This is a genomic window from Pseudomonas sp. MPDS, from assembly GCF_013283895.1.
Taxonomy (GTDB): Bacteria; Pseudomonadota; Gammaproteobacteria; order Pseudomonadales; family Pseudomonadaceae; genus Aquipseudomonas; species Aquipseudomonas rhizophila.
Genome location: NZ_CP054128.1, coordinates 4,963,519 through 4,988,361, shown reverse-complemented (window position 1 = coordinate 4,988,361; position 24,843 = coordinate 4,963,519). Strand labels below are relative to the sequence as shown.

The window sequence follows — 24,843 nt, the reverse complement described above, 5'->3', positions numbered from 1 at the left end:
CCGCCATCCCTTGTTTAGACTCCCTGCGTCAAAACAACAAAAAAAGGTACTCCCATGGACACCTTCCAACCGGCCTTCAGCAGTTGGCTGAATGCGCCTGCCCACCAGCAATGGCTTGCCGCCGAAGGCTTGCGTCTGCTGGCGTTCGCCAAGGCTTCGAAGCTGCCGGACGGCTTTGGCAACCTGGACGAGCAGGGTCGCCTGCCGGACGATGCCCGGGCTGAAACCATGAACACCGCACGCATGACCCATAGCTTCGCCATGGCCCATATCCAGGGGCTGCCGGGGTTCTCCGAGCTGGTGGACCACGGTGTCCAGGCCCTCAGCGGCCCTCTGCGGGACGCCGAGCACGGCGGCTGGTTCGCCACGGCGCAACCCCATGAGAACGACACCGGCAAGGCCGCCTACCTGCACGCATTTGTCGCCTTGGCGGCCAGTTCCGCGGTGGTGGCCCAACGTCCTGGCGCCCAGGCGTTGCTGGATGAAGCCGTGCGGGTGATCGATGCGCACTTCTGGAGCGAAGAGGAGGGCGCCTTGCGCGAGTCCTTCAACCGCGACTGGAGCGACGAAGAAGCCTATCGCGGCGCCAACAGCAACATGCACGCCACCGAAGCCTTCCTGGCCCTGGCCGATGCCACGGACGAGCCCCGCTGGCTGGTTCGCGCGCTGCGTATCGTTGAGCGGGTAATCCACGGCCACGCCGCCTCCAATGACTACCTGGTGGTGGAACACTTCGATCGTCACTGGCAGCCGCTTCGCGAGTACAACCACGACAACCCCGCCGACGGTTTTCGCCCTTACGGCACCACGCCCGGCCATGGTTTCGAATGGGCGCGGCTGCTGTTGCACCTTGAGGCTGCACGGGTGCAGATTGGCATGTTGACCCCGGGCTGGCTGGCCCAGGATGCGCAGAAACTTTTTGACCAGAATTGCCGCCACGGTTGGGAGGTCGACGGCGCCCCAGGCCTTGTCTACACCCTGGACTGGGACAATCGCGCGGTAGTTCGTCATCGCCTGCATTGGGTGCATGCCGAAGCAGCAGCCGCCGCCAGTGCCTTGCTCAAACGTACCGACGAGGCGCAATACGAAGCCTGGTACCGGCGGTTCTGGGAGTTTTGTGACAAACATTTCATCGACCGTTGCAACGGCAGCTGGCACCACGAGCTCGATCCGCAAAACCGCCCCAGCGCCGACATCTGGCGGGGCAAGCCGGACCTGTATCACGCCTGGCAGGCCGTGCTGATCCCGCGTTTGCCCCTCGCCCCCAGCATGGCGACGGCGTTGGCGAAACTCTCCAGTCCTGCGCCTGTGTAACCATGCCGTGACATTTACGCGTCCCTTCGTTACCTGCGAAGGGATTTCCCCTGTTTAGAATCCATGCAGCGCAAGCACCAGACTTGCATGCATAACAACAAGAAAGGTACTTCTAGATGAATGCGATTTCTCGCCTCGCTACTGTCATTTCTCTTGCTTCCCTGCTTCCCGTCGCAGCATTCCCTGTCAGCGCCCTTGCCGCCGAATCCAAAGGCAGCGTGGAAGTCGTTCACTGGTGGACGTCCGGTGGCGAAAAAGCCGCGGTCGATGTGCTCAAGGCCCAGGTAGAGAAAGACGGCTTTACCTGGAAGGATGGCGCTGTTGCCGGTGGTGGCGGCTCAACTGCCATGACCGTGCTCAAGAGTCGTGCCGTGGCCGGTAACCCACCGGGTGTGGCCCAGATCAAAGGCCCGGACATCCAGGAGTGGGCGTCTACCGGACTGCTCGACACCGACGTCCTGAAAGACGTTGCCAAAGAAGAGAAGTGGGACAGCCTGCTCGACAAGAAAGTCTCCGATACCGTGAAGTACGAAGGTGACTACGTTGCCGTGCCGGTGAACATCCACCGCGTCAACTGGCTGTGGATCAACCCGGAAGTCTTCAAGAAAGCCGGCATCACCAAAAACCCCACCACCCTCGAAGAATTCTACGCCGCCGGCGACAAGCTCAAGGCAGCAGGCTTCATTGCGCTGGCCCACGGCGGCCAGCCTTGGCAGGACAGCACGGTGTTCGAAGCCGTGGTGCTCTCGGTCATGGGCGTCGATGGCTACAAGAAAGCCCTGGTCGATCTGGACAACAAAGCCCTGACCGGTCCAGACATGGTCAAGGCGTTGACCGAGCTCAAGAAAGTCGCGACCTACATGGACGTGGACGGCAAGGGGCAGGACTGGAACCTGGAAGCGGCCAAGGTCATCAACGGCAAGGCCGGCATGCAGATCATGGGTGACTGGGCCAAGAGCGAATGGACCGCCGCGAAGAAAGTCGCCGGCAAGGACTACGAGTGCGTAGCTTTCCCGGGGACCGACAAGGCCTTCACCTACAACATCGACTCCCTGGCGGTGTTCAAGCAGAAAGACGAAGGCACCGCGGCCGGTCAGAAGGACATCGCCAAGGTCGTGCTGGGTGAGAACTTCCAGAAAGTCTTCAGCATCAACAAGGGTTCGATCCCGGTGCGCAACGACATGCTGGCCGACATGGCCAAGTACGGTTTCGATTCCTGCGCCCAGACCGCTGCCAAGGACTTCCTGGCGGACGCCAAGTCCGGCGGCCTGCAGCCGAGCATGGCGCACAACATGGCGACCACGTTGGCAGTACAGGGCGCGTTCTTTGACGTGGTGACCAACTTCATCAACGACCCGAAAGCCGACCCAGCCGACGCCGCCAAGAAACTTGGCGCAGCGGTTCAGTCTGCCAAGTAACCGTTAGCACCGCGACCCCCTGTGGGAGCGAGCCTGTGGGAGCAAAGCTTGCTCGCGATGAACGATAACGCGGTCATTCGAAAGACCGTAGCGCCTTCATCGCGAGCAAGCTCAGCTCCCACACAAGCCCGCTCCCACAAGGGATGCGAGTAGTCTTTTTCTCAAGTACTGGATCTTCCCATGAGTTCTGTTGCTGTGTTCAGCAAGGCCTCGCCGTTCGATGCATTGCAGCGCTGGCTCCCAAAACTGGTGCTGGCGCCGAGCATGTTCATCGTTCTGGTGGGCTTCTACGGTTATATCTTGTGGACGTTTGTTCTGTCGTTCACCACCTCGACCTTTCTGCCGAACTACAAGTGGGCGGGCCTGGCGCAATACGCGCGGCTGTGGGACAACGACCGCTGGTGGGTGGCGAGCAAGAACCTGGCGCTCTTTGGCGGCATGTTCATCGGCATCACCCTGGTGATCGGCGTGCTGCTGGCGGTGTTTCTTGACCAGCGCATTCGTCGTGAAGGTTTCATCCGCACCATTTACCTGTATCCGATGGCGCTCTCGATGATCGTCACCGGTACGGCCTGGAAGTGGTTGCTCAACCCGGGCATGGGCCTGGACAAATTGTTGCGTGACTGGGGCTGGGAAGGTTTTCGCCTGGACTGGCTGATCGACCCGGACCGTGTGGTGTATTGCCTGGTGATCGCCGCAGTGTGGCAGGCCTCGGGTTTCATCATGGCGATGTTCCTGGCCGGCCTGCGTGGGGTGGATCAATCGATCATCCGGGCTGCGCAGATCGATGGCGCGAGCATGCCGCGCATCTACTGGAAAGTGGTGCTGCCGAGCCTGCGTCCGGTGTTCTTCAGCGCCGTAATGATCCTGGCGCACATCGCGATCAAGAGCTTTGACCTGGTGGCGGCGATGACAGCCGGCGGCCCGGGTTACTCCTCTGACCTGCCTGCCATGTTCATGTACTCCTTCACATTCAGTCGCGGCCAGATGGGCATGGGCTCGGCCAGTGCGATTCTGATGCTCGGTGCGATTCTCGCAATCATCGTGCCTTACCTGTACTCCGAGCTGAGGACCAAGCGTCATGACTAGTCTCGCTGCCAAACCTTCCATCAGCCTGAGTCGCATCGCGATCTACGCGGTACTGATCCTTGCCGTATTGCTTTACCTGGTGCCGCTGGTAGTCATGCTGTTGACCAGCTTCAAGACCCCGGAAGACATCAGCACCGGCAACCTGCTGAGCTGGCCGACCGTGGTCACCGGCATCGGCTGGGTCAAGGCCTGGGCCACGGTTGACGGATATTTCTGGAACTCGATCAAGATTACCGTCCCGGCGGTGCTGATCTCCACCGCGATCGGTGCATTGAACGGCTACGTGTTGTCGATGTGGCGCTTTCGCGGTTCGCAGTTGTTCTTCGGCCTGCTGCTGTTCGGCTGCTTCCTGCCGTTCCAGACCGTCCTGCTGCCGGCTTCGTTCACGCTCGGCAAGATGGGCCTGGCCAGTACCACCACGGGGCTGGTGTTCATACATGTGGTCTACGGCCTGGCGTTCACCACGCTGTTTTTCCGTAACTACTACGTGAGCATTCCCGATGCGCTGGTGAAAGCGGCGCGACTGGACGGTGCGGGTTTCTTCACCATCTTCCGGCGGATCATCCTGCCGATGTCCACCCCGATCATCATGGTCTGCCTGATCTGGCAGTTCACCCAGATCTGGAACGACTTCCTGTTCGGCGTGGTGTTCTCCAGCGGCGATTCGCAGCCCATCACGGTGGCGCTGAACAACTTGGTCAACACCAGTACCGGGGCCAAGGAATACAACGTTGATATGGCGGCGGCGATGATCGCCGGGCTGCCGACCCTGCTGGTCTATGTAGTGGCAGGCAAGTATTTCGTGCGCGGTCTGACGGCCGGCGCAGTCAAGGGGTAATCATGGCAACGCTCGAACTTCGCAATGTAAACAAGACCTATGGTGCCGGCCTGCCGGACACCCTGAAGAACATCGAGTTGTCGATCAAGGACGGTGAGTTCCTGATCCTCGTCGGCCCTTCGGGCTGCGGCAAGTCGACGCTGATGAACTGCATCGCCGGCCTTGAAACCATTACCGGCGGCGCGATCATGATCGGTGACCAGGATGTCAGCGGCATGAGTCCGAAGGATCGCGACATCGCCATGGTGTTCCAGTCCTACGCGCTGTACCCGACCATGAGCGTGCGGGAGAACATCGAGTTCGGTCTGAAGATTCGCAAGATGAGCCAGCCGGCCATCGACGAAGAAGTCACCCGCGTGGCCAAGCTGTTGCAGATCGAACACCTGCTCAACCGCAAGCCCGGCCAGTTGTCCGGTGGCCAGCAACAGCGCGTGGCCATGGGCCGGGCGCTGGCGCGGCGGCCGAAGATCTACCTGTTCGACGAACCGCTGTCCAACCTCGACGCCAAGCTGCGGGTCGAGATGCGCACTGAAATGAAACTGATGCACCAGCGCCTGAAGACCACCACGGTCTACGTCACCCACGACCAGATCGAAGCCATGACCCTGGGCGACAAAGTGGCGGTGATGAAGGACGGCATCATCCAGCAGTTCGGCACGCCGAAAGACATCTACACCAACCCGGCCAACCTGTTCGTGGCGAGCTTCATCGGTTCGCCACCGATGAACTTCATCCCCCTGCGCCTGCAACGCAAGGACGGCCGTCTGCTGGCCTTGCTCGACAGCGGCCAGGCTCGTTGCGAGCTGCCGATGGGCATGCAGGATGCGGGTCTGGAAGACCGTGAAGTGATCCTCGGCCTGCGCCCGGAACAGATCATGCTGGCGGGCAACGAGCCCAATGGTTTGCCGACCATTCGCGCCGAAGTCCAGGTCACCGAACCCACCGGACCGGACACGCTGGTGTTCGTCAACCTGAACGACACCAAGGTCTGCTGCCGCCTGGCGCCGGACGTGGCGCCGCAGGTGGGGGAGACCCTGACGCTGCAATTCGATCCTTCGAAAGTGCTGCTGTTCGACGCCAAGTCCGGCGAACGCCTGGGCGTGGCCGGCCAGGTGCAGACAGATGCCCGGACCGCAAACGTAGCGCAGTTCAAAGGCCGATGAAGAACAAATGGGGGAGGGGGCTTTGCTCCCAAACAAGCTCTCTCCCACAAGGGAGTATGCGGTGAGTGGGGGACCATTCGCCGCAATCGTTGTAAACCGCGTTAGATAAAAACAGTTAATAACAATAAAGACGAGGATGTAGGGATGAAGAAGAACAACAACGCCCGGCGTGTCTGCCAATTGTCCGCTGTTGCGGCGATGATGCTGGCCGGTAGTGCGCACGCGGCCGAGGCTTTCAGCGCCGATTCGCAGTGGATGACGGGCGACTGGGGTGGCGAGCGGACCAGGCTGATCGAGCAAGGTATCGATATCAAGGCTGATTTCGTCGGTGAGATGGGGGCCAATCTCGACGGCGGTTACAACGATGACAAGACTGCGCGTTGGTCCCAGCAGTTTGGCTTGGGTGTAGCCCTCGACCTGGAGAAACTGGCAGGTTGGGGTGATACCACGGCCAAGATTCAATTCACTCGCCGTGACGGTCGCAACATCTCCAACGACCGTATCGGTGATCCACGTGCCGGCACCCTCAGCTCTTCCCAGGAAGTCTGGGGCCGTGGGCAAACCACCCGTCTGACGCAGTTGTGGATCAAGCAGCAGTATTTCGACAGTAAGCTGGATGTCAAAGCCGGTTATTACGGGGTCGGTGAAGATTTCAACAGTTTCCCGTGCGAGTTCCAGAATCTGGCGTTCTGCGGTTCGCAAGCGGGTAACTGGGCAACCGGCATCTGGTACAACTGGCCGATCATGCAGGCGGCGATTCGCGTCAAGTACAACCTCACGCCCGAACTCTATGCGCAGATCGGTGCTTACAACCAGAACCCTTCGCAGCTGGAAAACGGAAACCGCTACAAGCTCAGCGGCAGTGGCACCAAGGGCACGCTCATTCCTGTCGAGTTGGTCTGGTCGCCCAAGCTCAATGGCCTGCCAGGCGAATACCGTATCGGTTACTACAAAAGTACGGCCAAGGCTGACGACGTGCGCGAAGACGACAATGGCCAGGATGCCGCGACAACCGGTAACGCCTACCGCAGCCACAGCAGCAAGGATGGCTACTGGTTCGTGGTGCAGCAACAGCTCACCACCCACAACGGTGATGCATCGCGCGGTCTGAACATTGCGGCCAACGCCACCTTCCATGACAAGGAAACCAACGTCGTCGACAACTACCAGTCGCTGATGTTCGTGTACAAGGGGCCGTTCAATGCGCGTCCTAAAGATGACGTCGGGATTGGTTTTTCCCGCATCCATGTCAACGAAGATGTGAAGAAAAACGCCGAGCTGGTCAACGCGGCCAATGGTGTCAGCGACTACGACGATCCGTTGTTCTCGCCGTTGCGTGGCACCGAATACAACTACGAAATCAACTACGGTTTCCACGTGACCAACTGGCTGACCGTACGCCCTAACCTGCAATACATCACTCATCCGGGTGGTGTGAATGAAGTCGACGACGCGCTGGTCGCCGGTCTGAAAATTCAGTCGGTGTTCTAACGCTGTTGCGATAAGCTCCTCTCTATGTGCGCATATTTGCGGATGGCCAAGGCTGTCCGCTTTTTTTTGCGGAGTGTGCTTGGTTGACGCTGGGCTTGTGGCGAGGGAGCTTGCTCCCGCTGGGTTGCGAAGCGACCCCAAAGCCATTCACTGCGGTGCCTCAGCCAGGCCGCATTTGCCTTGTTTACGACTGCTTCGCAGCCGAGCGGGAGCAAGCTCCCTCGCCACAAAAAATGCGTTGCAAACAGATGAGTAACTCAATGATTTCCAGGACCGCAGCTCATGCATGAGCATCCGCTACAACGCTTTTTCAGATCCTTGCGCGAGCGCCCGGTGTTTGCGTGGGAGCGCTATCAGCAACGTGATGTGTTGGTGATCGATCATCCTCTGTGCCAGGCGGTGTTCAGTCGCCAGGGCGCGCAGCTGTTGCACTTTCAGCCGCGGGGTCAGAAACCCTGGTTGTGGTGTGCGGCCAAGTGGCCACAAGTCGGTGCGATCCGCGGCGGGGTGCCGGTGTGCTGGCCGTGGTATGGCCGTCATCCCAGCGAAAACGCCTGGCCGTCCCATGGCTGGGCACGGTTGATCGACTGGAAACTGCTCGACAGCCGCAGCCATGAAGACGGTGTGCACCTGCACTGGCAGCTCCAGTTGTGCGACTGGCAGGTCGATCTGTACGCCGATCTGGGCGAACGCATGGAATTACGCTTGAGCACCGAGCATCAAGACAGCCTGCCGTGTCAATTGAGCCAGGCTCTGCACGCCTATTGGCGTATTGGTGACGTTGGTGAGATAGCGCTGTCTGGGCTTGAAGGCGCGCTGGGCTACGACCAGTTGAACCGTGCAGCCTGCCAGCAGGAAGGCGATTTGCGGGTCGAGGGCGGTTGTCAGCGGGTGTTCCAGCATGAGGGTGAACTGCAGCTTAAAGACCACGCCTGGCAGCGTGAGCTGTGCATCGACACCGGCGCCAGTGCCGATACCGTGGTGTGGCATCCCGGTGCCCGGCCTTTGCTGGGGGTGAGCTGGGATGAGGTGTCGGAGTTCGTCTGCGTCGAAGCGGCCAGCGGTGGCACTGACAGCCTCTGCCTGGCGCCGGGGGAGCGGGCGCATTTGAGTTTGCAGGCGCGGGTGGGGGCTTAGTTCGGGATCTGGAGTGTTGCTGCTGGCCCCATCGCGAGCAAGCTCGCTCCCACAGGGGGCTTGTGAACGCCAAAGATCCAGTGTGGGAGCGAGCTTGCTCGCGATAGCGGTTTATCAGGCGACAAGATACCCAAGGTCGAATCAGTTGAACTCATCCCCCACCGGATACCGGCTGGCATTGAGGCTTTCCTTGATCTTGCGCAGATGCGGCTGGAAGTCCACACCGCGGCGCAAGGTCATGCCGGTGGCGAGCACGTCCAGCACAGTGAGCTGGATGATCCGCGAGGTCATCGGCATGTAGATGTCGGTGTCTTCGGGCAGCGGGATGTTCAGGCTCAGGGTGCTGGCCTTGGCCAGGGGCGAGCCTTCGGCGGTCAGCCCCAGTACCGACGCGCCGTTCTCCCGGGCGATGCGTGCGACTTCCACCAGCTCGCGGGTACGGCCGGTGTAGGAAATGATCACGAACAGCTCGCCCGTGTGGGCCACTGACGCGATCATCCGCTGCATCAGCACATCGGCGTGGGCGGTCACCGCCAGGTTGAAGCGGAAGAATTTGTGCTGGGCATCCAGCGCCACCGGTGCCGAGGCACCGAGGCCGAAGAAGTGAATCTGCCGGGCCTGGATCAGCAGATCCACGGCACGACTGATCAAATTGGGATCAAGGGCCTGGCAGGCGCTGTCCAATGAGGCAATGGCACTGCCAAAGATTTTCCGGGTGTAGGCTTCCGGGTTGTCATCGGCCTCCACTGCGCGACTGACGTAAGCGGCGCCGCTGGCCAGGCTTTGGGCCAGTTGCAGCTTGAGTTCCGGGTAGCCGCTGACGCCGAATGAGCGGCAGAAGCGGTTGACGGTCGGTTCGCTGACCGAAGCGGCCTGGGCGAGGGCGGCGATGCTGAAGCGGGTGGCCTGCTGTGGGTTGAGCAGGATCACTTCGGCCACTTTGCGTTCTGCCTTGTTCAGGTCTTCAAGGCGACTCTGGATCTGTTCCAGTAAATTTCGCACGCGGTCCATACAAGATTCCTAGAAAGACGGGTCTTTGATACGACCCTTTGCGGTGGCCTATCCTACTGATGGCTCCGGTGTACCACCACTCGGAATCGGTATTTTCGAAAAATGTTGTGGTTATTACTACATTTTTCCTTGAGTGATGCCTTGAAAAAAGGTATTTGTAGCTTAACTTGATAAAAGAACAAACATCATGCATTCGATTACGGTTGAACCGTGCACCTTCGCCTTGTTCGGCGCGTTGGGCGACCTGGCCTTGCGCAAGCTGTTTCCTGCCCTTTATCAGCTCGATGGCGCGGACCTGTTGCACGAGGACACGCGGATCATTGCCCTGGCCCGGGAGCCGGGTAGCGAACAGCAACACCTGGCGTTCATCGCCGCGGAGTTGCGCCGCTACGTGGGCGACAAGGATCTGAACGAGACCGTGGTTGAACGCTTCCTGGGGCGATTGACTTATCTGCACGTGGATTTCCTCAAGGCCGAGGACTATGTCGCCCTGGCCGAGCAGGCCGGTTCAGCCCAGCAAGTCATTGCCTATTTTGCCACCCCAGCGGCGGTGTATGGAGCGATCTGCGAGAACCTGGCGAAGGTCGGTTTGTGCGAAAACACCCGCGTCGTGCTGGAAAAACCCATCGGCTCGGACCTGGAATCGTCGCGCAAGGTCAACGACGCCGTGGCGCAGTTCTTCCCGGAAAACCGCACCTATCGCATCGACCACTACCTGGGTAAAGAGACGGTACAGAACCTGATCGCGCTGCGGTTCGCCAACAGCCTGTTCGAAACCCAGTGGAACCAGAATTACATTTCCCATGTGGAAATCACCGTCGCCGAGAAGGTCGGCATCGAAGGCCGCTGGGGCTATTTCGACAAAGCCGGCCAACTGCGCGACATGATCCAGAATCACCTGTTGCAGTTGCTCTGCCTGATTGCCATGGACCCGCCGGCCGACCTGTCCGCCGACAGCATCCGTGACGAGAAGGTCAAAGTGCTCAAGGCCCTGGCCCCCATCAGCCCGGAAGGCCTGACCACTCAGGTGGTGCGCGGCCAGTACATCGCCGGCCACAGCGAGGGCAAGTCGGTGCCGGGTTACCTGGAAGAGCCCAACTCCAACACCCAGAGCGATACCGAAACCTTCGTGGCCCTGCGCGCCGACATTCGCAACTGGCGCTGGGCCGGGGTTCCGTTTTACCTGCGCACCGGCAAGCGCATGCCGCAGAAACTGTCGCAGATTGTCATTCACTTCAAGGAACCGTCCCACTACATCTTCGCCCCCGAGCAGCGCTTGCAGATCAGCAACAAACTGATCATCCGCCTGCAGCCGGACGAAGGGATTTCCTTGCGAGTGATGACCAAGGAGCAAGGCCTGGACAAGGGCATGCAATTGCGCAGCGGTCCGTTGCAACTCAACTTTTCCGACACCTATCGCAGTGCGCGGATTCCCGATGCCTACGAACGGTTGTTGCTGGAAGTCATGAACGGCAACCAGAACCTGTTTGTCCGTAAAGATGAAATTGAAGCCGCGTGGACGTGGTGTGACCAGTTGATTGCTGGATGGAAGAAATCCGGCGATGCGCCCAAGCCGTATGCGGCCGGGTCCTGGGGGCCAATGAGCTCCATTGCACTGATCACGCGGGATGGGAGGTCATGGTATGGCGATATCTGAAGTGAAACTGCCGCAGGGTGTCAGCGCCCACGAATTCAAAACCCCGGTGCTGCTGGCCGAGGGCTTGGCGTTGAAGGTGGCCGAGCAATTACGCGCGGCCATCGAGGCGCGCGGCACGGCGACCCTGGTGGTCTCCGGTGGTCGCAGCCCCGTGGCGTTTTTCCAGAGCCTGGCCAAACAGGCGCTGGACTGGTCGAACGTGGTGGTGAGCCTGGCCGACGAGCGTTGGGTGCCGGTTGAGCACGCTGACAGCAACGCCGGTCTGCTCAAGCGTTACCTGCTCCAAGGTGCGGCAGCCAAGGCCCAGTTCCTGAGCCTCTACAGCGCCAGCGCCGACCTGGAAGCCGCAGCCGAGCAGGCCGATCGTTTGCTGGCCGAGCTGCCGCCCATCGACGTACTGATATTGGGCATGGGCGATGACGGGCACACCGCCTCGCTGTTCCCCGACAGTCCAAACCTGGCTCAAGCCTTGGATGCCAATGGCGCTCGCCGCTGCTGGCCGATGCTGGCGCCCACCGTGCCGCACCAGCGCCTGACCATGAGTCGCGCTTTGCTGGCCTCGGCGAAACACAAAGTGCTGTCGATTTCCGGTCAGTCGAAATTGACCACCCTGAACGCTGCGGTGGCCGGTGACAATGTCGCCGAAATGCCGATCCGCGCGTTTTTGCAACCTACGTTAGAGATTTACTGGTGCCCATGAACCAAGGATCAGCCGCTATGACAAACCCATCCCCGACCGTTTCCATGGCGGACAAAGTTACCCTGATCGACAGCCTCTGCGCCAAGGCGCGGATCCTGCCGGTGATCACCATCGCCCGTGAGCAGGACATCCTGCCGCTGGCCGATGCCCTGGCCGCCGGCGGCCTGACGGCGCTGGAAGTGACCTTGCGTTCCCAATACGGCCTCAAGGCCATCCAGGTGCTGCGCGAGCAACGTCCGGAACTGGTGACCGGGGCCGGTACGGTGCTGGACCGCCATATGCTGGCCGCTGCCGAGGCTGCCGGTTCGCAGTTCATCGTCACCCCAGGCATCACCCGTGATCTGCTGGAAGCCAGCGTCGACAGCCCGATCCCGTTGCTGCCGGGCATCAGCAACGCCTCCGGCATCATGGAAGGCTACGGCCTGGGTTATCGCCGCTTCAAACTGTTCCCGGCGGAAGTCAGCGGCGGTGTCGCGGCCATCAAGGCCCTGGGCGGCCCGTTCGGCGAAGTGAAATTCTGCCCGACCGGCGGCGTAAGCCCGGCCAATATCAAGAGCTACATGGCGTTGAAAAACGTGATGTGCGTGGGCGGCAGCTGGATGCTTGATCCCGAGTGGATCAAGAACGGCGACTGGGCCCGCATCCAGGAGTGCACCGCCGAGGCGCTGGCGCTGCTGGACTGATTGTCTTACCGAACCTTCGTTGGGTGTTCTACGGTTTTACGGTGCGCTTGGTCGGCGCGCCGTTTTTTTTTGCCTGGGTTTTATCGTACCGCGCTGGATGAACGCTGGATTTGTGGCGAGGGAATTATCCCCGCTGGGGCGCGCAGCGGCCCCGAAACCTGACATCTCGGTGCGTCAGATAGGTTAAGTCCTCCTTACTGGGCTGCTGCGCCGCCCTGCGGGGATAAATCCCCTCGCCACAACTACATTCGGCTCAGGTTAATCAGCGCCGCAGTCAACCGCTCGATATCCTTCGCCAAGGTGATCAACCCTGGGGTAATGCGAATACACGGCCCGACACTGGTGTTGCGCACCACGGTGAAGATCCCGTAGTCATTGAGCAGTCGATCGGCCATCGCCTGTTGATCGGGCTGGGCGGTGAAGCGCATCGACGTAATGCCACAGTACAGGCGCGGATCGTCCGGCGTCATGATTTCGATCCCCGGTACATCACGCACGGCGTTCACCCACAGGTCGCGCAGATAACTGAGCCGCACGCCCTTGGCCGATGCGCCACCCAATGAGCGGTGCTCCTCCAGGACCAAGGGCAGGGTGAGCAAAGCCGGGATATTGGGCGTGCTGTGGGGCGTTCGCGAGCGCACGTCAGTGGCAGGGTAATGATCTTCGTCCATGTCCGGGTCGATGTCGGCCAGCCGTTGCGGTGCGATGTATAAAAAGCCCAGGGCCAGCGGCCCGCCGATCCACTTCTGCAGGTTGAACCCGGCGAATTCGATACCGAGCTTCTTCAGATCGAAATCGATCTGGCCCAGGGCGTGGGCACCGTCGAGAATGATATCGACGCCAAACTCACGGGCGGTTTCGGCAATGGCCTGGACCGGCATCACCAGCCCAGTGAGGTGGTTGACGTAGGTCAGCGCCATCAGCTTGAGGCGCGGGTAACGAATGAACGCTTGGCGATAAGTGCCCACCAGGCTTTCGAAACTGGCGGGGTGCGGGTGGACGAGTTCAATCACCTCTACGCCACGCTGCCGGGCCAGCCAGCGCATTGCGCTTTTGACCGACGCGTATTCCAGATCACAGATCAGCACCTGATCGCCAGGCTTGAGACCGTTGTAGTTGCGAATCAGCGTTTGCAGGGCGTCTCCGGCACTGTTGGCCAACGCTACGCTAGCGGGGGACGCGTGAATCAGTTGCGCCACTTGCTGACGAATCGCTTCGCCATGGTCCCGGTCGAAATGCTGGCGCGCGTACACAGAGTTACCGCGGTTGACGAACTCAATATTGCGTTGGTACTCCTCGACCACGGTCCGGGACATGCGGCCGAAGTAGCCGTTTTCCAGATTGAGCGGCCCATTGGGGTCGACATCGTAGCGACCCACAAAAGTTTCCCAGAAAGCTTCATCGTGGGCGCGCAGGGTGTTCTCGGGCATGGCGAGGCTCAATCAATGTTGGGGCTTGGGTTTGCCGTGTTTGGCACGCAGGGGGTCAAGCAGATCCGACAGACCGTTGTGGTCGATCTCCTGCATCAGCGCCAGCAAACCGCCCAGTTCCCCGTGAGGAAAACCCTCGCGAGCGAACCAGTTCAGGTATTGCCCGGGCAGGTCGGCCAGGATTCGGCCTTTGTATTTGCCGAAGGGCATCTGGCGTGTCACCAGCAGTTCGAGCTTTTCCGGGTTCATGGTAGGGGTCTTGATTCAGTCAGCCTGGAAAATACAGGCATTCTGCATGCAGGCCAAATGACAGATCATGCAAAGAACACGGATACAGTTATCGAGCGATTGATTAAGTTATTGATTTTTAATGTTTTTATTTGTGATTGCGGCTGGCACGACCGATGCAATATTCCTTGTAGGTTTTTTATTCACCAAGCAAAGGAATTGAAAAATGACCGACATCAACAAAGAATCCATCTCCGTCCTGAACGACCTGATCGAGACCAGCAAAGATGGTCAGGAAGGTTTCAAGACTTGCGCTGAAGACATCAAGCATCCACAACTCAAGGATTTGTTCGTCCAGCGCGCCGCAGACTGCGCTGCCGCCGCGGCTGAGCTGCAAGCTGCCGTACGGGCCCTGGGTGGCGATCCGGAAACCTCCACCAGCGTTGCCGGTGATATGCATCGCCGTTGGGTGGACGTGAAATCCATGTTCACTGGCAAGGACGAAGAAGCGGTGCTCAACGAAGCCGAGCGCGGTGAAGACCATGCCCTTAAGGCTTACAAAGAAGCCATGGAGAAAATCAGCAAGCACAACCTGGTTGGTATTCGCGATCTGGTTGAGCGTCAGTATCATGGTGTGCAGCGCAACCATGACCAGGTAAAAGCCCTGCGTAACCAGGCGCGCGCCAGCTAAACAAGCGCGCTGTACAAAAAAACGCCAGCCTGTCTGGCGTTTTTTTATGCCGATCATGTAACGGTGGCTCTGGACTCAAATAGATAGCCAGCTAATAATTGCACCCTCCATCACCCTTTATTGCATCTATCGTTACTGCGTCCCCATAAGAGTTTTTCGCGTGCCCATTACTTTCCAGGCCCTGTTCGCTCCCGACCGCCTCGCTGTGCAATTCGCCATCAAGACCGTGCTTGGTGGCGGCTTGGCGCTTTGGCTGGCCTTGCGCTGGGGCCTGGAGCAGCCTTCATGGGCGTTGATGACCGCGATCATCGTGGCGCAACCGCTGTCCGGGATGGTGGTGCAGAAAGGTTTGGCGCGATTGGTCGGCACCCTGGTGGGCACCGTCATGTCGGTGGTGTTCATGGGGCTGTTTGCTCAGGCACCCTGGTTGTTCCTACTGGCGCTGGCCGTGTGGCTGGGCTTGTGCACGGCTTGCTCCACACTGCTGCGCAGCGCCTGGTCCTATTCGTTCGTGCTGGCCGGTTACACAGTGGCAATCATTGCCTTGCCGGCCATTTCCCATCCGCTGGGGGTGTTCGATCAGGCCGTGGCGCGCTGTACGGAGATCAGCCTGGGCATTGTCTGCGCCACGGCGGCCAGCGCGTTGCTCTGGCCGTTGCGGGTCGAGCGGCAATTGGCCGATCAGGCCCGTGTCGCCTGGCAGAGCGGCATGCAGGCGGCCCGTGCCACCCTGACGGGCGATGCCCAGGCCCGTAAAGGACTGCTGGAAATCCTCGGCAAGATCGTCGCCGTGGACGCCCAGCGTGAACACGCCTGGTTCGAAGGCAGCCTGGGTCGGCAACGGGCTCGGGCCATCAGCGCTCTGAGCCAGAAACTGTTGATGCTGCTGCGCATCTCCCGCTCGGTACGGCGGCAATGGAAACAACTCGATCCTGAGGAAGCCGAGGCCCTCAAGCCGTGGATGAGCGAGGTGCAACAAGCCCTCGACGCCGACAGCGCGACCCTGCAAGCCTTGCGACCACGGGTGCTGGATGCATCCCACGATCCACTGATCAGCCCGGCGCAAAGTTATTGCCTGGCCCGCTTCGCCTTGTTGCTCGATACCGCCCTGGCTGCCTGCGCAGCCTTGAAGGCGGTGCAAGAGGGCAGGGAGGCGGTGGATCCGCCGCGCACCCTGGCGCCCCATCGTGACCTGCCCCTAGCCATGGTCTTTGGTGCGCGTAGCGCCCTGGCGTTTCTGGCGGTCGCCTGTTTTTGGCTGGCGACTGCCTGGCCTGCCGCCTCAGGCGCGCTGGTGCTCACCTGCGTGGTGTGCAGTCTGTTCGCCAGTCGTGAAAACGGCGCGCAGATCGGCATGAGTTTTCTTCGGGGAATTCTGTTGGCGGTGCCGACGGCGTTTGTCATCGGTGAGATTTTGCTGCCGCAGTGGAGCAGTTTTGCGATGTTGTGCATGGCCATGGGCGTGCCGCTGTTCCTGGGGGCGCTGGGCATGGCCAAGCCGCAGATTTTCGCCACGGCCACCTCGTTCTGTCTGCATTTCGTGGTGCTGATATCGCCGCTCAATGCCATGAAATATGACGTGGCGGCGTTCTTCAACAATGCTCAAGCGATGATGATCGGTGTGGGTGCGGCGGTGTTGGCATTCAACCTGCTGATTCTGCGCGATCCGGCCTGGCATAGCCGGCGCCTGCTGGCCGCCACGCTGGATGATCTGGTGCGGTTGACGCGCCGTAGCCTGCGGGGCGCCGAGAGCTGGTTCGGCGGACGCATGGCTGATCGGCTGTTGCAACTGGCGCGGCACTATCCCGAACTGCCGGTGCCGGCGCGTAGCCGTTGGGATGACGGATTGCTTGGCCTGGACATGGGTGACGAGTTGCTGCACCTGCGTTTGAGTCTGGCCGTCGCCCAAATGCCCGACAACCGGGCCCAGCGCCGTTACTTCGATGCGCTGGAGCAGGTGCTTGAGCGCGGTCCGGCAGTTGATCAGGCCGAAGCACTCGGCCCGGCGAGCAACGAGTTCCTGAAGGTGTTGTCGACGCAACCGCCCGGCGATGCGCTGAAACTGGCCCAGGGTGCGGTGGTGCAATTGCAGAACAGCTGGCGCGCCTGGTGCCGTCAGCACGAACCTGAACAACGGGAGCACAGCCATGGGCTTGCGTGAGTGGTCGATAGGCGGGGTATTGCTCAGCCCGTTCTTGATTTATGTGGTGCTGGCCTTGCTGGTGACCGGTGGGCTTCGCCTGTTGCTCAGCCTCGTGCCGGCCGGGCGCTGGATCTGGCATGAAGCCTTGTTCGACTGCGCCCTGTATGTCTGTGTCCTGACTGTTATTACCGTGGTCCTCGGACCGCTATAAGGAGTTGAACATGCGTACTTCCGTACGTGTTGCCGTCACGCTGAGCGTGGTGGCCGTGGCGATCTTTGCCGGGTTTCATCTGTGGCAGTACTACATGCTCACGCCCTGGACTCGGGATGCGCGGATTCGCGCCGACGTGGTGGTGATCGCCCCCGACGTGTCGGGTTGGGTGCGCGAGCTCAAGGCGGTGGATAACCAGCAGGTCAAGGCCGGCGATGTATTGCTGAGCATCGACCGCGAACGTTTCGAGGCCGCGCTGGAGAAAGCCCGGGCGGTGGTCCAGACCCGGCAGCAGCAACTGAGTTTGCGTGAACACGAAGCCAGTCGACGCGCCGCTCTGGGGCCCCAGGCTATCAGTGCCGAGTTGCGGGAAAACGCCCAGATCAACGCCGGCATCGCCCGAGGCGAACTGCGCGAGGCCCAGGCCGAGGCCAAGGTCGCCGAACTCAACCTGGCCCGCAGCCAGGTCCTGGCCCCACGGGGTGGCCATATCACCAACCTGCGCCTGGCCGAGGGCAACTACGTGAATGCCGGACAACCGGTCATGGCGCTGATCGACGATTCAACGTTTTATGTGCAGGCCTATTTCGAAGAAACCAAACTGCCCAGGATCCGCGTTGGCGATCCGGTCAAGGTCTGGTTGATGAGCGCCGGTCATGCCCTGCAAGGCCACGTCGAAAGCATCAGCCGCGGCATCACCGACCGCAATACCAATCCCGATGCGCAGTTGCTGGCGGAGGTCGAGCCGACCTTCAATTGGGTGCGCCTGGCCCAGCGGATTCCGGTGCGGATCAAGCTGGACAAGGTGCCAGAAGGGGTAAACCTGAGCGCGGGAATGACGGCGAGCGTGCAGGTGCGTGAAGACCCGCAATAACCCTTTGTGGCGAGGGGATTTATCGAAACGTCGCACCGCCCCGCTGGGGCGCGAAGCGGCCCCAATATCTCAAGACCTCTGAGGTGTGTCTGCCCGAGCGCAGGGGGCTGCTTCGCAGCCCAGCGGGGATAAATCCCCTCGCCACAGGTCATTCACTTTAGATAGTGGTAATCAGCCGACAGTAATCGCCGGCAGCGTCGGCAAGGTCACGGTCTGCTGCTTGCGTGGCGCGAGGATTTCCGCTTCGCCGTCCACCACCAGCTCGTCGCGCTGATTGAACACGCGAGTGGCAATGCGTACGCGAAATTTCGGCAGTTTCTCAAGGATCTCCAAGCGCACGGTCAGGGTGTCACCAATCTTCACCGGCTTCTGGAAGCTCATCTGCTGGCCGATATAGATGGTGCCCGGCCCAGGCAGCTCGCAGGCCACCGCCGCGCTGATCAGCGCACCGCTGAACATGCCATGGGCGATGCGCTCCTTGAACATGCTCGCCGCAGCGAATTCGGCATCCAGGTGCACCGGGTTGTGATCGCCCGACATGGCGGCGAACAGCTGAATGTCGCGCTCTTCGACGGTCTTGCTGTAGCTGGCGGTCTGACCGACTTCGAGGGCTTCGTAGGGGATGTTGGTAACCTGGGTCATCTATCAAATCCTGTGACGAGTAAAGGAAAACGCTGCAAACCTATTCGCTGCGTGGCGGTCGCTTGTGACTCAGGGCCTGGGCAATCCAGGCCAGCACGTCGGCCGTCACTTCATCGCGGTTGGTTTCATTGAACAGTTCGTGCCGGGCTTGCGGGTAAATCGTCAATTGCAAGTGCTGGCTGCCGGCGCCGCGCAGGGCGTCGGCCAGATCCTTGAGACGTTTGCCTTCACTCACCGGATCACATTCACCGCCGATCACCAGCAGGGGCAGGCCCGGATCGATCTGGGCGAGATTGGACGCTTTGCTGATCTGCTGCAACCCGCCGAGCAGGTCGACCCACAACTGATTGGTGCAACGAAAGCCGCACAGCGGGTCGAGGCGGTACTTGTCGACCTCGGCCGGGTCGCGGCTGAGCCAGTCGAAGGGGGTACGCGTGGGTTTGAATTTCTTATTGAAACTGCCGAAGGACAGCCACTCGATCAGGGCGCTGCGGCCCTTGGGACCCTGGCGCTTGCGCTCGAAACAGGCGATCAGGCGCGCGGCACGATAGAGCGCCACGGGCTGGAAATTCGAACCGCTGAGAATCGCCCCGTGCAGACTGGCACTGTGATGCAACAGGTAACCCTGGGCGATGTAGCTGCCCATGCTGTGACCCAGCAACACGATGGGAACATCGGGGTGCTGCTGGCCGATGTGTTGATTGAGGCTGGCCAGGTCGCCGACCACCTTGGCCCAGCCATCCTCGTCGGCAAAATGGCCGAGCGTCGCTGCTTCGCCGGTTTTGCCATGGCCGCGCAGGTCCGGCGCGTAGACACCGTAGCCTGCATCGCACAGCGCCCGGGCCAGACGCGCGTAGCGGCCGCTGTGTTCGGCCATGCCGTGGGCCAGCATGATCACCGCTTCAGGGGCGGTTTCAGGCAGCCACTGATTGACGAACAGGCGGGTGTGGTCGGTGGCGGTGAGCATGAACGTTTGGTGGATCATGGTCATTCCTTTACTCACGGGCATACACAAGGACAAACACAGCGTCGCTGCATTGTATAGCGCATCCGTTGCGTCTCGCCTGATCAAGTCACGTTACGTTACGTCGTGGCAGGTAGATTCACACAATCTATGAAGCAGGTTGCCATATTTGCCTGATTGGCCATAGCTGCTAGTGTCCCAAGAGCACCGCCTGTGCAAGAGCCACAGAAGCGGCCCGGACACGTTCAGGTAAAGAGGATAAAAACAATGCAGCCTGATTTCTGGAATGACAAACGCCCGGCCGGCGTGCCCCTGGACATTGACGTGGGGGCCTACAAATCGGTGATCGAGGTGTTCGAGCGTTCCTGCAAGAAATTCGCCGACCGTCCGGCGTTCAGCAACATGGGGGTTACCCTGACCTATGCCGAACTCGAGCGCTACAGCGCTGCCTTCGCCGGCTACCTGCAAGCCCATACCGACCTGGCGCCTGGCGATCGTATCGCGGTGCAGATGCCCAATGTCCTGCAATACCCCATCGCTGTGTTCGGTGCCTTGCGCGCCGGGCTGATCGTGGTCAACACCAACCCGTTGTATACCCCGCGGGAAATGCGCCACCAGTTCAAGGACTCCGGCGCCCGGGCACTGGTGTACATGAACCTGTTCGGACAGAAAGTCCAGGAGGTGCTGCCCGACACCGATCTGCAGTATCTCATTGAGGCGAAGATGGGCGACCTGATGCCAACTGCCAAGGGCTGGCTGGTCAATACGCTGGTGAGCAAGGTCAAGAAGATGGTCCCTGACTATTCGCTGCCCCAGGCCGTTTCCTTCAAGAGCACGTTGCGCCTGGGGCGGGGCCATGGCATCAAACCGCTGAAAGTCAGCCTCGAGGACATCGCGGTGCTGCAATACACCGGCGGCACCACCGGCCTTGCCAAGGGGGCGATGCTGACCCATGGCAACCTGGTAGCGAACATGCAGCAGGCCCGGGCATGCCTCGGCCAGTTCGGCGACGACGGCCAACCGTTGCTGCGCGAAGGCCAGGAGGTGATGATCGCGCCGCTGCCGCTGTACCACATCTATGCCTTCACGGCGAATTGCATGTGCATGATGGTCACCGGCAACCACAACGTGCTGATCACCAACCCGCGGGACATCGGTGGCTTTATCAAGGAGCTGAAGAACTGGCGTTTTTCGGCGCTGCTGGGGCTCAACACGCTGTTCGTGGCGCTGATGGACCATCCGGATTTCAAGACCCTGGATTTCTCCAGCCTCAAGCTCACCAACTCCGGTGGCACTGCGCTGGTCAAGGCCACCGCCGAGCGTTGGGAACAGCTCACCGGCTGCCGGATCACCGAAGGCTATGGCCTGACCGAAACCTCGCCGGTGGCCTGCACCAACCCCTACGGCACCAAGTCCCGGCTGGGCACGGTGGGGCTGCCGGTGCCGGGCACGCTCATGAAAGTGGTCAGCGACGACGGCGCCGAACAGCCATTGGGCGAGCGCGGTGAGTTGTGCATCAAGGGCCCGCAAATCATGAAAGGCTACTGGAACAAACCCGAAGCCACCGCCGAGGTGCTGGACAGCGAAGGCTGGTTCAAATCCGGTGACATCGCGGTGATCGACCCGGACGGTTTCGTGCGCATCGTCGATCGCAAGAAAGACATGATCATCGTCTCGGGTTTCAACGTATACCCAAACGAAATCGAAGACGTGGTGATGGCCCATCCGAAAGTTGCCAACTGCGCGGTGATCGGTGTGCCAGACGAACGTTCGGGGGAGGCGGTGAAACTGTTCGTGGTGCCACGCGAGACGGGCGTCAGCCTTGAAGAGCTCAAGGCTTACTGCAAGGAGAACTTCACCGGCTACAAGATACCCAAGCACATCGTGCTGCGAGAGTCGTTGCCGATGACGCCAGTGGGCAAGATATTGCGGCGGGAGTTGCGGGATATCGCCTGAGGCCGGCCATCCTTTGGAATAAACCCTGTGGGAGCGAGCCTGCTCGCGATGGCGGTGTATCAGTGACAGAGATGTCGACTGAGGCGCCGCCATCGCGAGCAGGCTCGCTCCCACGGTTTTTATGTATTCGCAGTGATTAACCAGTGCTTAGTATTTTTACTCTAAAAATGACCACTGCATATTCTTGAGTCATATTTATGACTGTAGGGGCCACTTTTGGCTCTAGGCGACCCTTGGCAAAGCTGCTACTCTCGGCGCGCTTTTGTGACTTCTCGGCGTTGAATTAGGCCAGATTCACCAATAAACACACACCAATAATAATCGCATCAAATGCGGTGAGAATTCGCGTTGCTGAGGAGTGGGCTTCCATGATCGAAGACTTTTGGAAGGATAAGTACCCAGCTGGGATTGCTGCCGACATCAATCCAGACGAGTATCCGAATATTCAGGCGGTGTTGAAGCAGTCCTGCCAACGCTTCGCCGACAAGCCGGCATTCAGCAACCTGGGCAAGACAATTACCTACGGGGAACTGTATGAATTGTCCGGTGCCTTTGCTGCGTATCTGCAACAGCATACCGACTTGCAGCCTGGCGATCGAATCGCCGTGCAACTGCCCAACGTTCTCCAGTACCCGGTTGCCGTGTTCGGTGCGATTCGCGCCGGCCTGATCGTGGTCAACACCAACCCGCTGTACACCGCGCGGGAAATGGAACACCAGTTCAATGACTCCGGTGCCAAGGCGCTGGTGTGCCTGGCGAACATGGCGCACCTGGCCGAGGCTGTGGTGCCCAAGACGGGCGTCAAGCATGTGATCGTCACCGAAGTTGCCGATTTGCTGCCGCCACTCAAGCGTCTGCTGATCAACAGCGTGATCAAGTACGTCAAGAAGATGGTCCCCGCTTATCACTTGCCCAAGGCCATCAAGTTCAACGATGTGCTGAGCAAGGGCCACGGCCAGCCAGTGACCGAAGCCAACCCCACCAGTGACGACGTGGCCGTGTTGCAGTACACCGGCGGCACCACTGGCGTGGCCAAGGGCGCGATGCTGACCCATCGCAACCTGGTGGCGAACATGTTGCAGTGCAAGGCACTGATGGGGTCCAACCTCAACGAAGGTTGCGAGGTCCTGATCACGCCGCTGCCGCTGTATCACATCTACGCTTTCACCTTCCATTGCATGGCGATGATGCTGATCGGCAACCACAATATCCTGATCAGCAACCCGCGCGACCTCCCGGCGATGGTCAAGGAACTGTCGAAGTGGAAGTTCAGCGGTTTTGTCGGCCTCAACACGTTGTTCGTGGCCCTGTGCAACAACGAAGCCTTCCGCAACTTGGATTTCTCGGCAATGAAGGTGACGTTGTCCGGTGGCATGGCCCTGCAACTGGCGGCGGCCGAGCGCTGGAAAGCGGTTACCGGCTGCCCGATCTGCGAAGGTTATGGCATGACCGAAACCAGCCCGGTCGCCACGGTCAATCCGATCCAGAAAATCCAGATTGGCACCATCGGCATTCCGGTGCCGTCGACGCTGTGCAAGATTATCAATGACGCCGGCGAAGAACTGCCATTGGGCGAAATCGGTGAACTGTGTGTGAAAGGTCCACAGGTCATGAAGGGCTACTGGCAGCGCCAGGACGCCACCGACGAGATCCTCGACAGCGAAGGCTGGCTCAAGACCGGCGATATCGCGCTGATCCAGCCGGACGGCTACATGCGCATCGTCGATCGCAAGAAAGACATGATCCTGATCTCCGGTTTCAACGTATACCCCAACGAGCTGGAAGACGTGCTGGCGACCCTGCCGGGCGTCCTGCAGTGCGCGGCCATCGGTGTACCGGACGAAAAATCCGGCGAGGCAATCAAGATTTTCATTGTGCCCCGCCCGGGTGTCACGCTGACCAAAGAGCAGGTGATGGAACACATGCGCGCCAACGTCACGGGCTACAAAGTGCCCAAGGCGGTGGAATTCCGCGACGCGCTGCCGACCACCAACGTGGGCAAGATCCTGCGACGCGAGTTGCGTGATGAAGAACTGAAGAAGTTGGGTCTGAAGAAGTAAAACCGCTGCCAATAAAAAGCCCCGCCAGTGCGGGGCTTTTTATTACGCGGCAATTCTGGGGCGTGGCAGCTGTTGTGGCGAGGGAGCTTGCTCCCGCTGGGCTGCGCAGCAGCCCCTCCGATCCAACTGATCCACTGCAAGGGGCCGCTACGCGTCCAGCGGGAGCAAGCTCCCTCGCCACAATAGCGCCTCTGCGCCACCCACCTGTGTAGAGCGTTACAACCGAAACTGCGCAAAATCCAGGTTGGTGCCACCCGGGCGCATGTCCTGCAGGTACGAATCCTTGTCGGCGCTCAGCTCCAGGCTCAGGGCCGCCTTGCGCTTGCCCTGGTTGCGTACTTCCAGGCCTTCCATTTTTTCGCGCAGGAACACGGTCGGTACCTTCAGGTGCAGCAGCTCATCGGTGGCCGGCGTGTGCAGCAGCAGGTGGATCCATTCGTACTGACCGATGGCCAGGCGTGCCACCGGGATATCGAACCAGAAGATGTTGCGGTTGCGGTTCAATTCGCTGAAGTGGCAGTTATTGACGCCCAGTACGGCGCCGCCCAGTTCCTGGTTTCTGCGGGCGATGGCCTGCTTTTTATCGAGTTTCATAACGTTCCTACGAGATTGGAGCTTCAGGTCGCAGCCTGAATACGTGGGGCATTCTCGGGGGTGGATCGGCAAACATAAAGCGCAACCTGCATCTGACGATGAAATGCGCTGCTGAAAAAATGAAACTCCCCGCAAACGGCCTCGGTCAACCCTTATGTAATGACTTTTCGTACAGTTGTTCACAGGAGAGACATCATGGGTAGCACGAGCGATAAAGTGAAGGGCGTTGCCAACGAAGCCGTCGGCAACATCAAGCAAGGCGTCGGCAAGGCCACCGACAATGACCGCATGCGCGCTGAGGGCGTGGTCCAGGAGAAAAAAGGTGAGGTTCAGCAAAACGTGGGCAAGGCCAAGGACGCAGTCAAGAAAGGCGTTGACGAGGCATAACCGGCCTGTTGAATAACCGATTGGAACGGCCATCCGCGGGTGGCCGTTGTCATGTCTGCTCGAACTTGCACCGGGGAAATTGTTCCAAAGTCGCCAAACAGGTTACTTTTGTCTTGGATAGCAACCCCGAGAGTCGCCAGGCGACCTTCCTTTTTTGCGGCG

General features: G+C 60.1%; 23 protein-coding genes. 17 read left to right on the top strand and 6 right to left on the bottom strand.

Annotated elements, in window-relative coordinates:
- The first annotated feature begins 54 nt into the window (after positions 1-54).
- From HQ912_RS22065 to HQ912_RS22035, 7 genes are all read left to right on the top strand, one after another.
- On the top strand, positions 55-1,314 hold the full coding sequence (locus HQ912_RS22065; RefSeq protein ID WP_173407307.1) for an AGE family epimerase/isomerase: 1,260 nt from the start codon (positions 55-57) through the stop codon (positions 1,312-1,314).
- Positions 1,315-1,430: 116 nt separating this feature from the next.
- Positions 1,431-2,732, top strand: a complete 1,302-nt coding sequence (locus tag HQ912_RS22060) for an ABC transporter substrate-binding protein (RefSeq protein WP_047228362.1) — start codon at positions 1,431-1,433, stop codon at positions 2,730-2,732.
- Between the two features lie 180 nt (positions 2,733-2,912).
- Positions 2,913-3,821 carry a carbohydrate ABC transporter permease gene (locus HQ912_RS22055; protein ID WP_047228361.1) on the top strand — a complete coding sequence of 303 codons (909 nt, stop codon included), beginning with the start codon at positions 2,913-2,915 and terminating at the stop codon, positions 3,819-3,821.
- Positions 3,814-4,659 carry a carbohydrate ABC transporter permease gene (locus HQ912_RS22050; protein WP_047228360.1) on the top strand — a complete coding sequence of 282 codons (846 nt, stop codon included), beginning with the start codon at positions 3,814-3,816 and terminating at the stop codon, positions 4,657-4,659. The genes HQ912_RS22055 and HQ912_RS22050 overlap by 8 nt, the downstream gene beginning before the upstream one ends.
- A gap of 2 nt (positions 4,660-4,661) precedes the next feature.
- A complete protein-coding gene (locus tag HQ912_RS22045; protein WP_047228359.1) occupies positions 4,662-5,822 on the top strand; it encodes an ABC transporter ATP-binding protein in 1,161 nt (386 codons plus the stop codon).
- Positions 5,823-5,966: 144 nt separating this feature from the next.
- A complete protein-coding gene (locus tag HQ912_RS22040) occupies positions 5,967-7,313 on the top strand; it encodes a carbohydrate porin (protein ID WP_173407306.1) in 1,347 nt (448 codons plus the stop codon).
- Positions 7,314-7,595: 282 nt separating this feature from the next.
- Positions 7,596-8,450 (top strand): D-hexose-6-phosphate mutarotase, encoded by an 855-nt coding sequence (locus tag HQ912_RS22035; protein ID WP_173407305.1) that lies wholly within the window; start codon positions 7,596-7,598, stop codon positions 8,448-8,450.
- Positions 8,451-8,591: 141 nt separating this feature from the next.
- Here the strand turns inward: HQ912_RS22035 and HQ912_RS22030 are convergent, their stop codons facing one another.
- On the bottom strand, positions 8,592-9,452 hold the full coding sequence (locus tag HQ912_RS22030; protein ID WP_171061416.1) for a MurR/RpiR family transcriptional regulator: 861 nt from the start codon (positions 9,450-9,452) through the stop codon (positions 8,592-8,594).
- 196 nt (positions 9,453-9,648) lie between these two features.
- Here HQ912_RS22030 and zwf point away from each other — a divergent pair, with 196 nt between their 5' ends.
- The 3 genes from zwf to HQ912_RS22015 are packed head-to-tail and all read left to right on the top strand — an operon-like array spanning position 9,649 to position 12,501.
- Entirely contained in the window at positions 9,649-11,118 is a 1,470-nt protein-coding gene (gene zwf, locus HQ912_RS22025; protein WP_047228356.1) for a glucose-6-phosphate dehydrogenase, read from the top strand.
- Positions 11,105-11,818: a 6-phosphogluconolactonase gene (gene pgl, locus HQ912_RS22020; RefSeq protein WP_173407304.1), complete on the top strand. Its 714-nt coding sequence runs from the start codon at positions 11,105-11,107 to the stop codon at positions 11,816-11,818. Before zwf ends, pgl begins: the two co-directional genes overlap by 14 nt.
- 17 nt (positions 11,819-11,835) lie before the next feature.
- Positions 11,836-12,501, top strand: coding sequence for a bifunctional 4-hydroxy-2-oxoglutarate aldolase/2-dehydro-3-deoxy-phosphogluconate aldolase (locus HQ912_RS22015; protein WP_047228354.1), 666 nt, complete (start codon positions 11,836-11,838; stop codon positions 12,499-12,501).
- A 242-nt stretch (positions 12,502-12,743) separates the two neighbouring features.
- Here HQ912_RS22015 and HQ912_RS22010 read toward each other — a convergent pair whose 3' ends face one another.
- Together HQ912_RS22010 and HQ912_RS22005 are read right to left on the bottom strand one after the other, a co-directional pair.
- The gene (locus HQ912_RS22010; protein WP_173407303.1) at positions 12,744-13,931 is read right to left on the bottom strand and encodes an aminotransferase class V-fold PLP-dependent enzyme; all 1,188 of its coding nucleotides are present in this window, start codon (positions 13,929-13,931) and stop codon (positions 12,744-12,746) included.
- 12 nt (positions 13,932-13,943) lie between these two features.
- A complete protein-coding gene (locus HQ912_RS22005) occupies positions 13,944-14,180 on the bottom strand; it encodes a DUF3820 family protein (RefSeq protein WP_047228352.1) in 237 nt (78 codons plus the stop codon).
- 205 nt (positions 14,181-14,385) lie between these two features.
- Between HQ912_RS22005 and HQ912_RS22000 the strand changes: the two genes are divergently transcribed.
- From HQ912_RS22000 to HQ912_RS21985, 4 genes are all read left to right on the top strand, one after another.
- Positions 14,386-14,850, top strand: coding sequence for a ferritin-like domain-containing protein (locus HQ912_RS22000; protein ID WP_047228351.1), 465 nt, complete (start codon positions 14,386-14,388; stop codon positions 14,848-14,850).
- A gap of 160 nt (positions 14,851-15,010) precedes the next feature.
- On the top strand, positions 15,011-17,011 hold the full coding sequence (locus tag HQ912_RS21995) for an FUSC family protein (RefSeq protein ID WP_139050973.1): 2,001 nt from the start codon (positions 15,011-15,013) through the stop codon (positions 17,009-17,011).
- Positions 16,998-17,204: a DUF1656 domain-containing protein gene (locus HQ912_RS21990; protein ID WP_047228349.1), complete on the top strand. Its 207-nt coding sequence runs from the start codon at positions 16,998-17,000 to the stop codon at positions 17,202-17,204. The genes HQ912_RS21995 and HQ912_RS21990 overlap by 14 nt, the downstream gene beginning before the upstream one ends.
- A 10-nt stretch (positions 17,205-17,214) precedes the next feature.
- Positions 17,215-18,078, top strand: coding sequence for an HlyD family secretion protein (locus HQ912_RS21985; RefSeq protein WP_173407302.1), 864 nt, complete (start codon positions 17,215-17,217; stop codon positions 18,076-18,078).
- A 171-nt stretch (positions 18,079-18,249) separates the two neighbouring features.
- Here HQ912_RS21985 and HQ912_RS21980 read toward each other — a convergent pair whose 3' ends face one another.
- Positions 18,250-18,720: a MaoC family dehydratase gene (locus tag HQ912_RS21980; RefSeq protein ID WP_003184579.1), complete on the bottom strand. Its 471-nt coding sequence runs from the start codon at positions 18,718-18,720 to the stop codon at positions 18,250-18,252.
- A 40-nt stretch (positions 18,721-18,760) separates the two neighbouring features.
- Positions 18,761-19,705 (bottom strand): alpha/beta hydrolase, encoded by a 945-nt coding sequence (locus HQ912_RS21975; RefSeq protein ID WP_076386042.1) that lies wholly within the window; start codon positions 19,703-19,705, stop codon positions 18,761-18,763.
- Between the two features lie 246 nt (positions 19,706-19,951).
- Between HQ912_RS21975 and fadD2 the strand changes: the two genes are divergently transcribed.
- Together fadD2 and fadD1 are read left to right on the top strand one after the other, a co-directional pair.
- Complete coding sequence (gene fadD2 / locus HQ912_RS21970; RefSeq protein ID WP_047228346.1) at positions 19,952-21,640, top strand: long-chain-fatty-acid--CoA ligase FadD2; 1,689 nt, start codon at positions 19,952-19,954, stop codon at positions 21,638-21,640.
- Positions 21,641-22,008: 368 nt separating this feature from the next.
- Positions 22,009-23,700 (top strand): long-chain-fatty-acid--CoA ligase FadD1, encoded by a 1,692-nt coding sequence (fadD1, locus tag HQ912_RS21965; protein ID WP_173407301.1) that lies wholly within the window; start codon positions 22,009-22,011, stop codon positions 23,698-23,700.
- Positions 23,701-23,916: 216 nt separating this feature from the next.
- On the opposite strand, the gene HQ912_RS21960 is transcribed toward fadD1, so the two are convergent.
- Entirely contained in the window at positions 23,917-24,294 is a 378-nt protein-coding gene (locus tag HQ912_RS21960) for a hypothetical protein (RefSeq protein ID WP_030139341.1), read from the bottom strand.
- 195 nt (positions 24,295-24,489) lie between these two features.
- Between HQ912_RS21960 and HQ912_RS21955 the strand changes: the two genes are divergently transcribed.
- A complete protein-coding gene (locus HQ912_RS21955) occupies positions 24,490-24,681 on the top strand; it encodes a CsbD family protein (protein ID WP_047228344.1) in 192 nt (63 codons plus the stop codon).
- Positions 24,682-24,843: the final 162 nt, after the last annotated feature.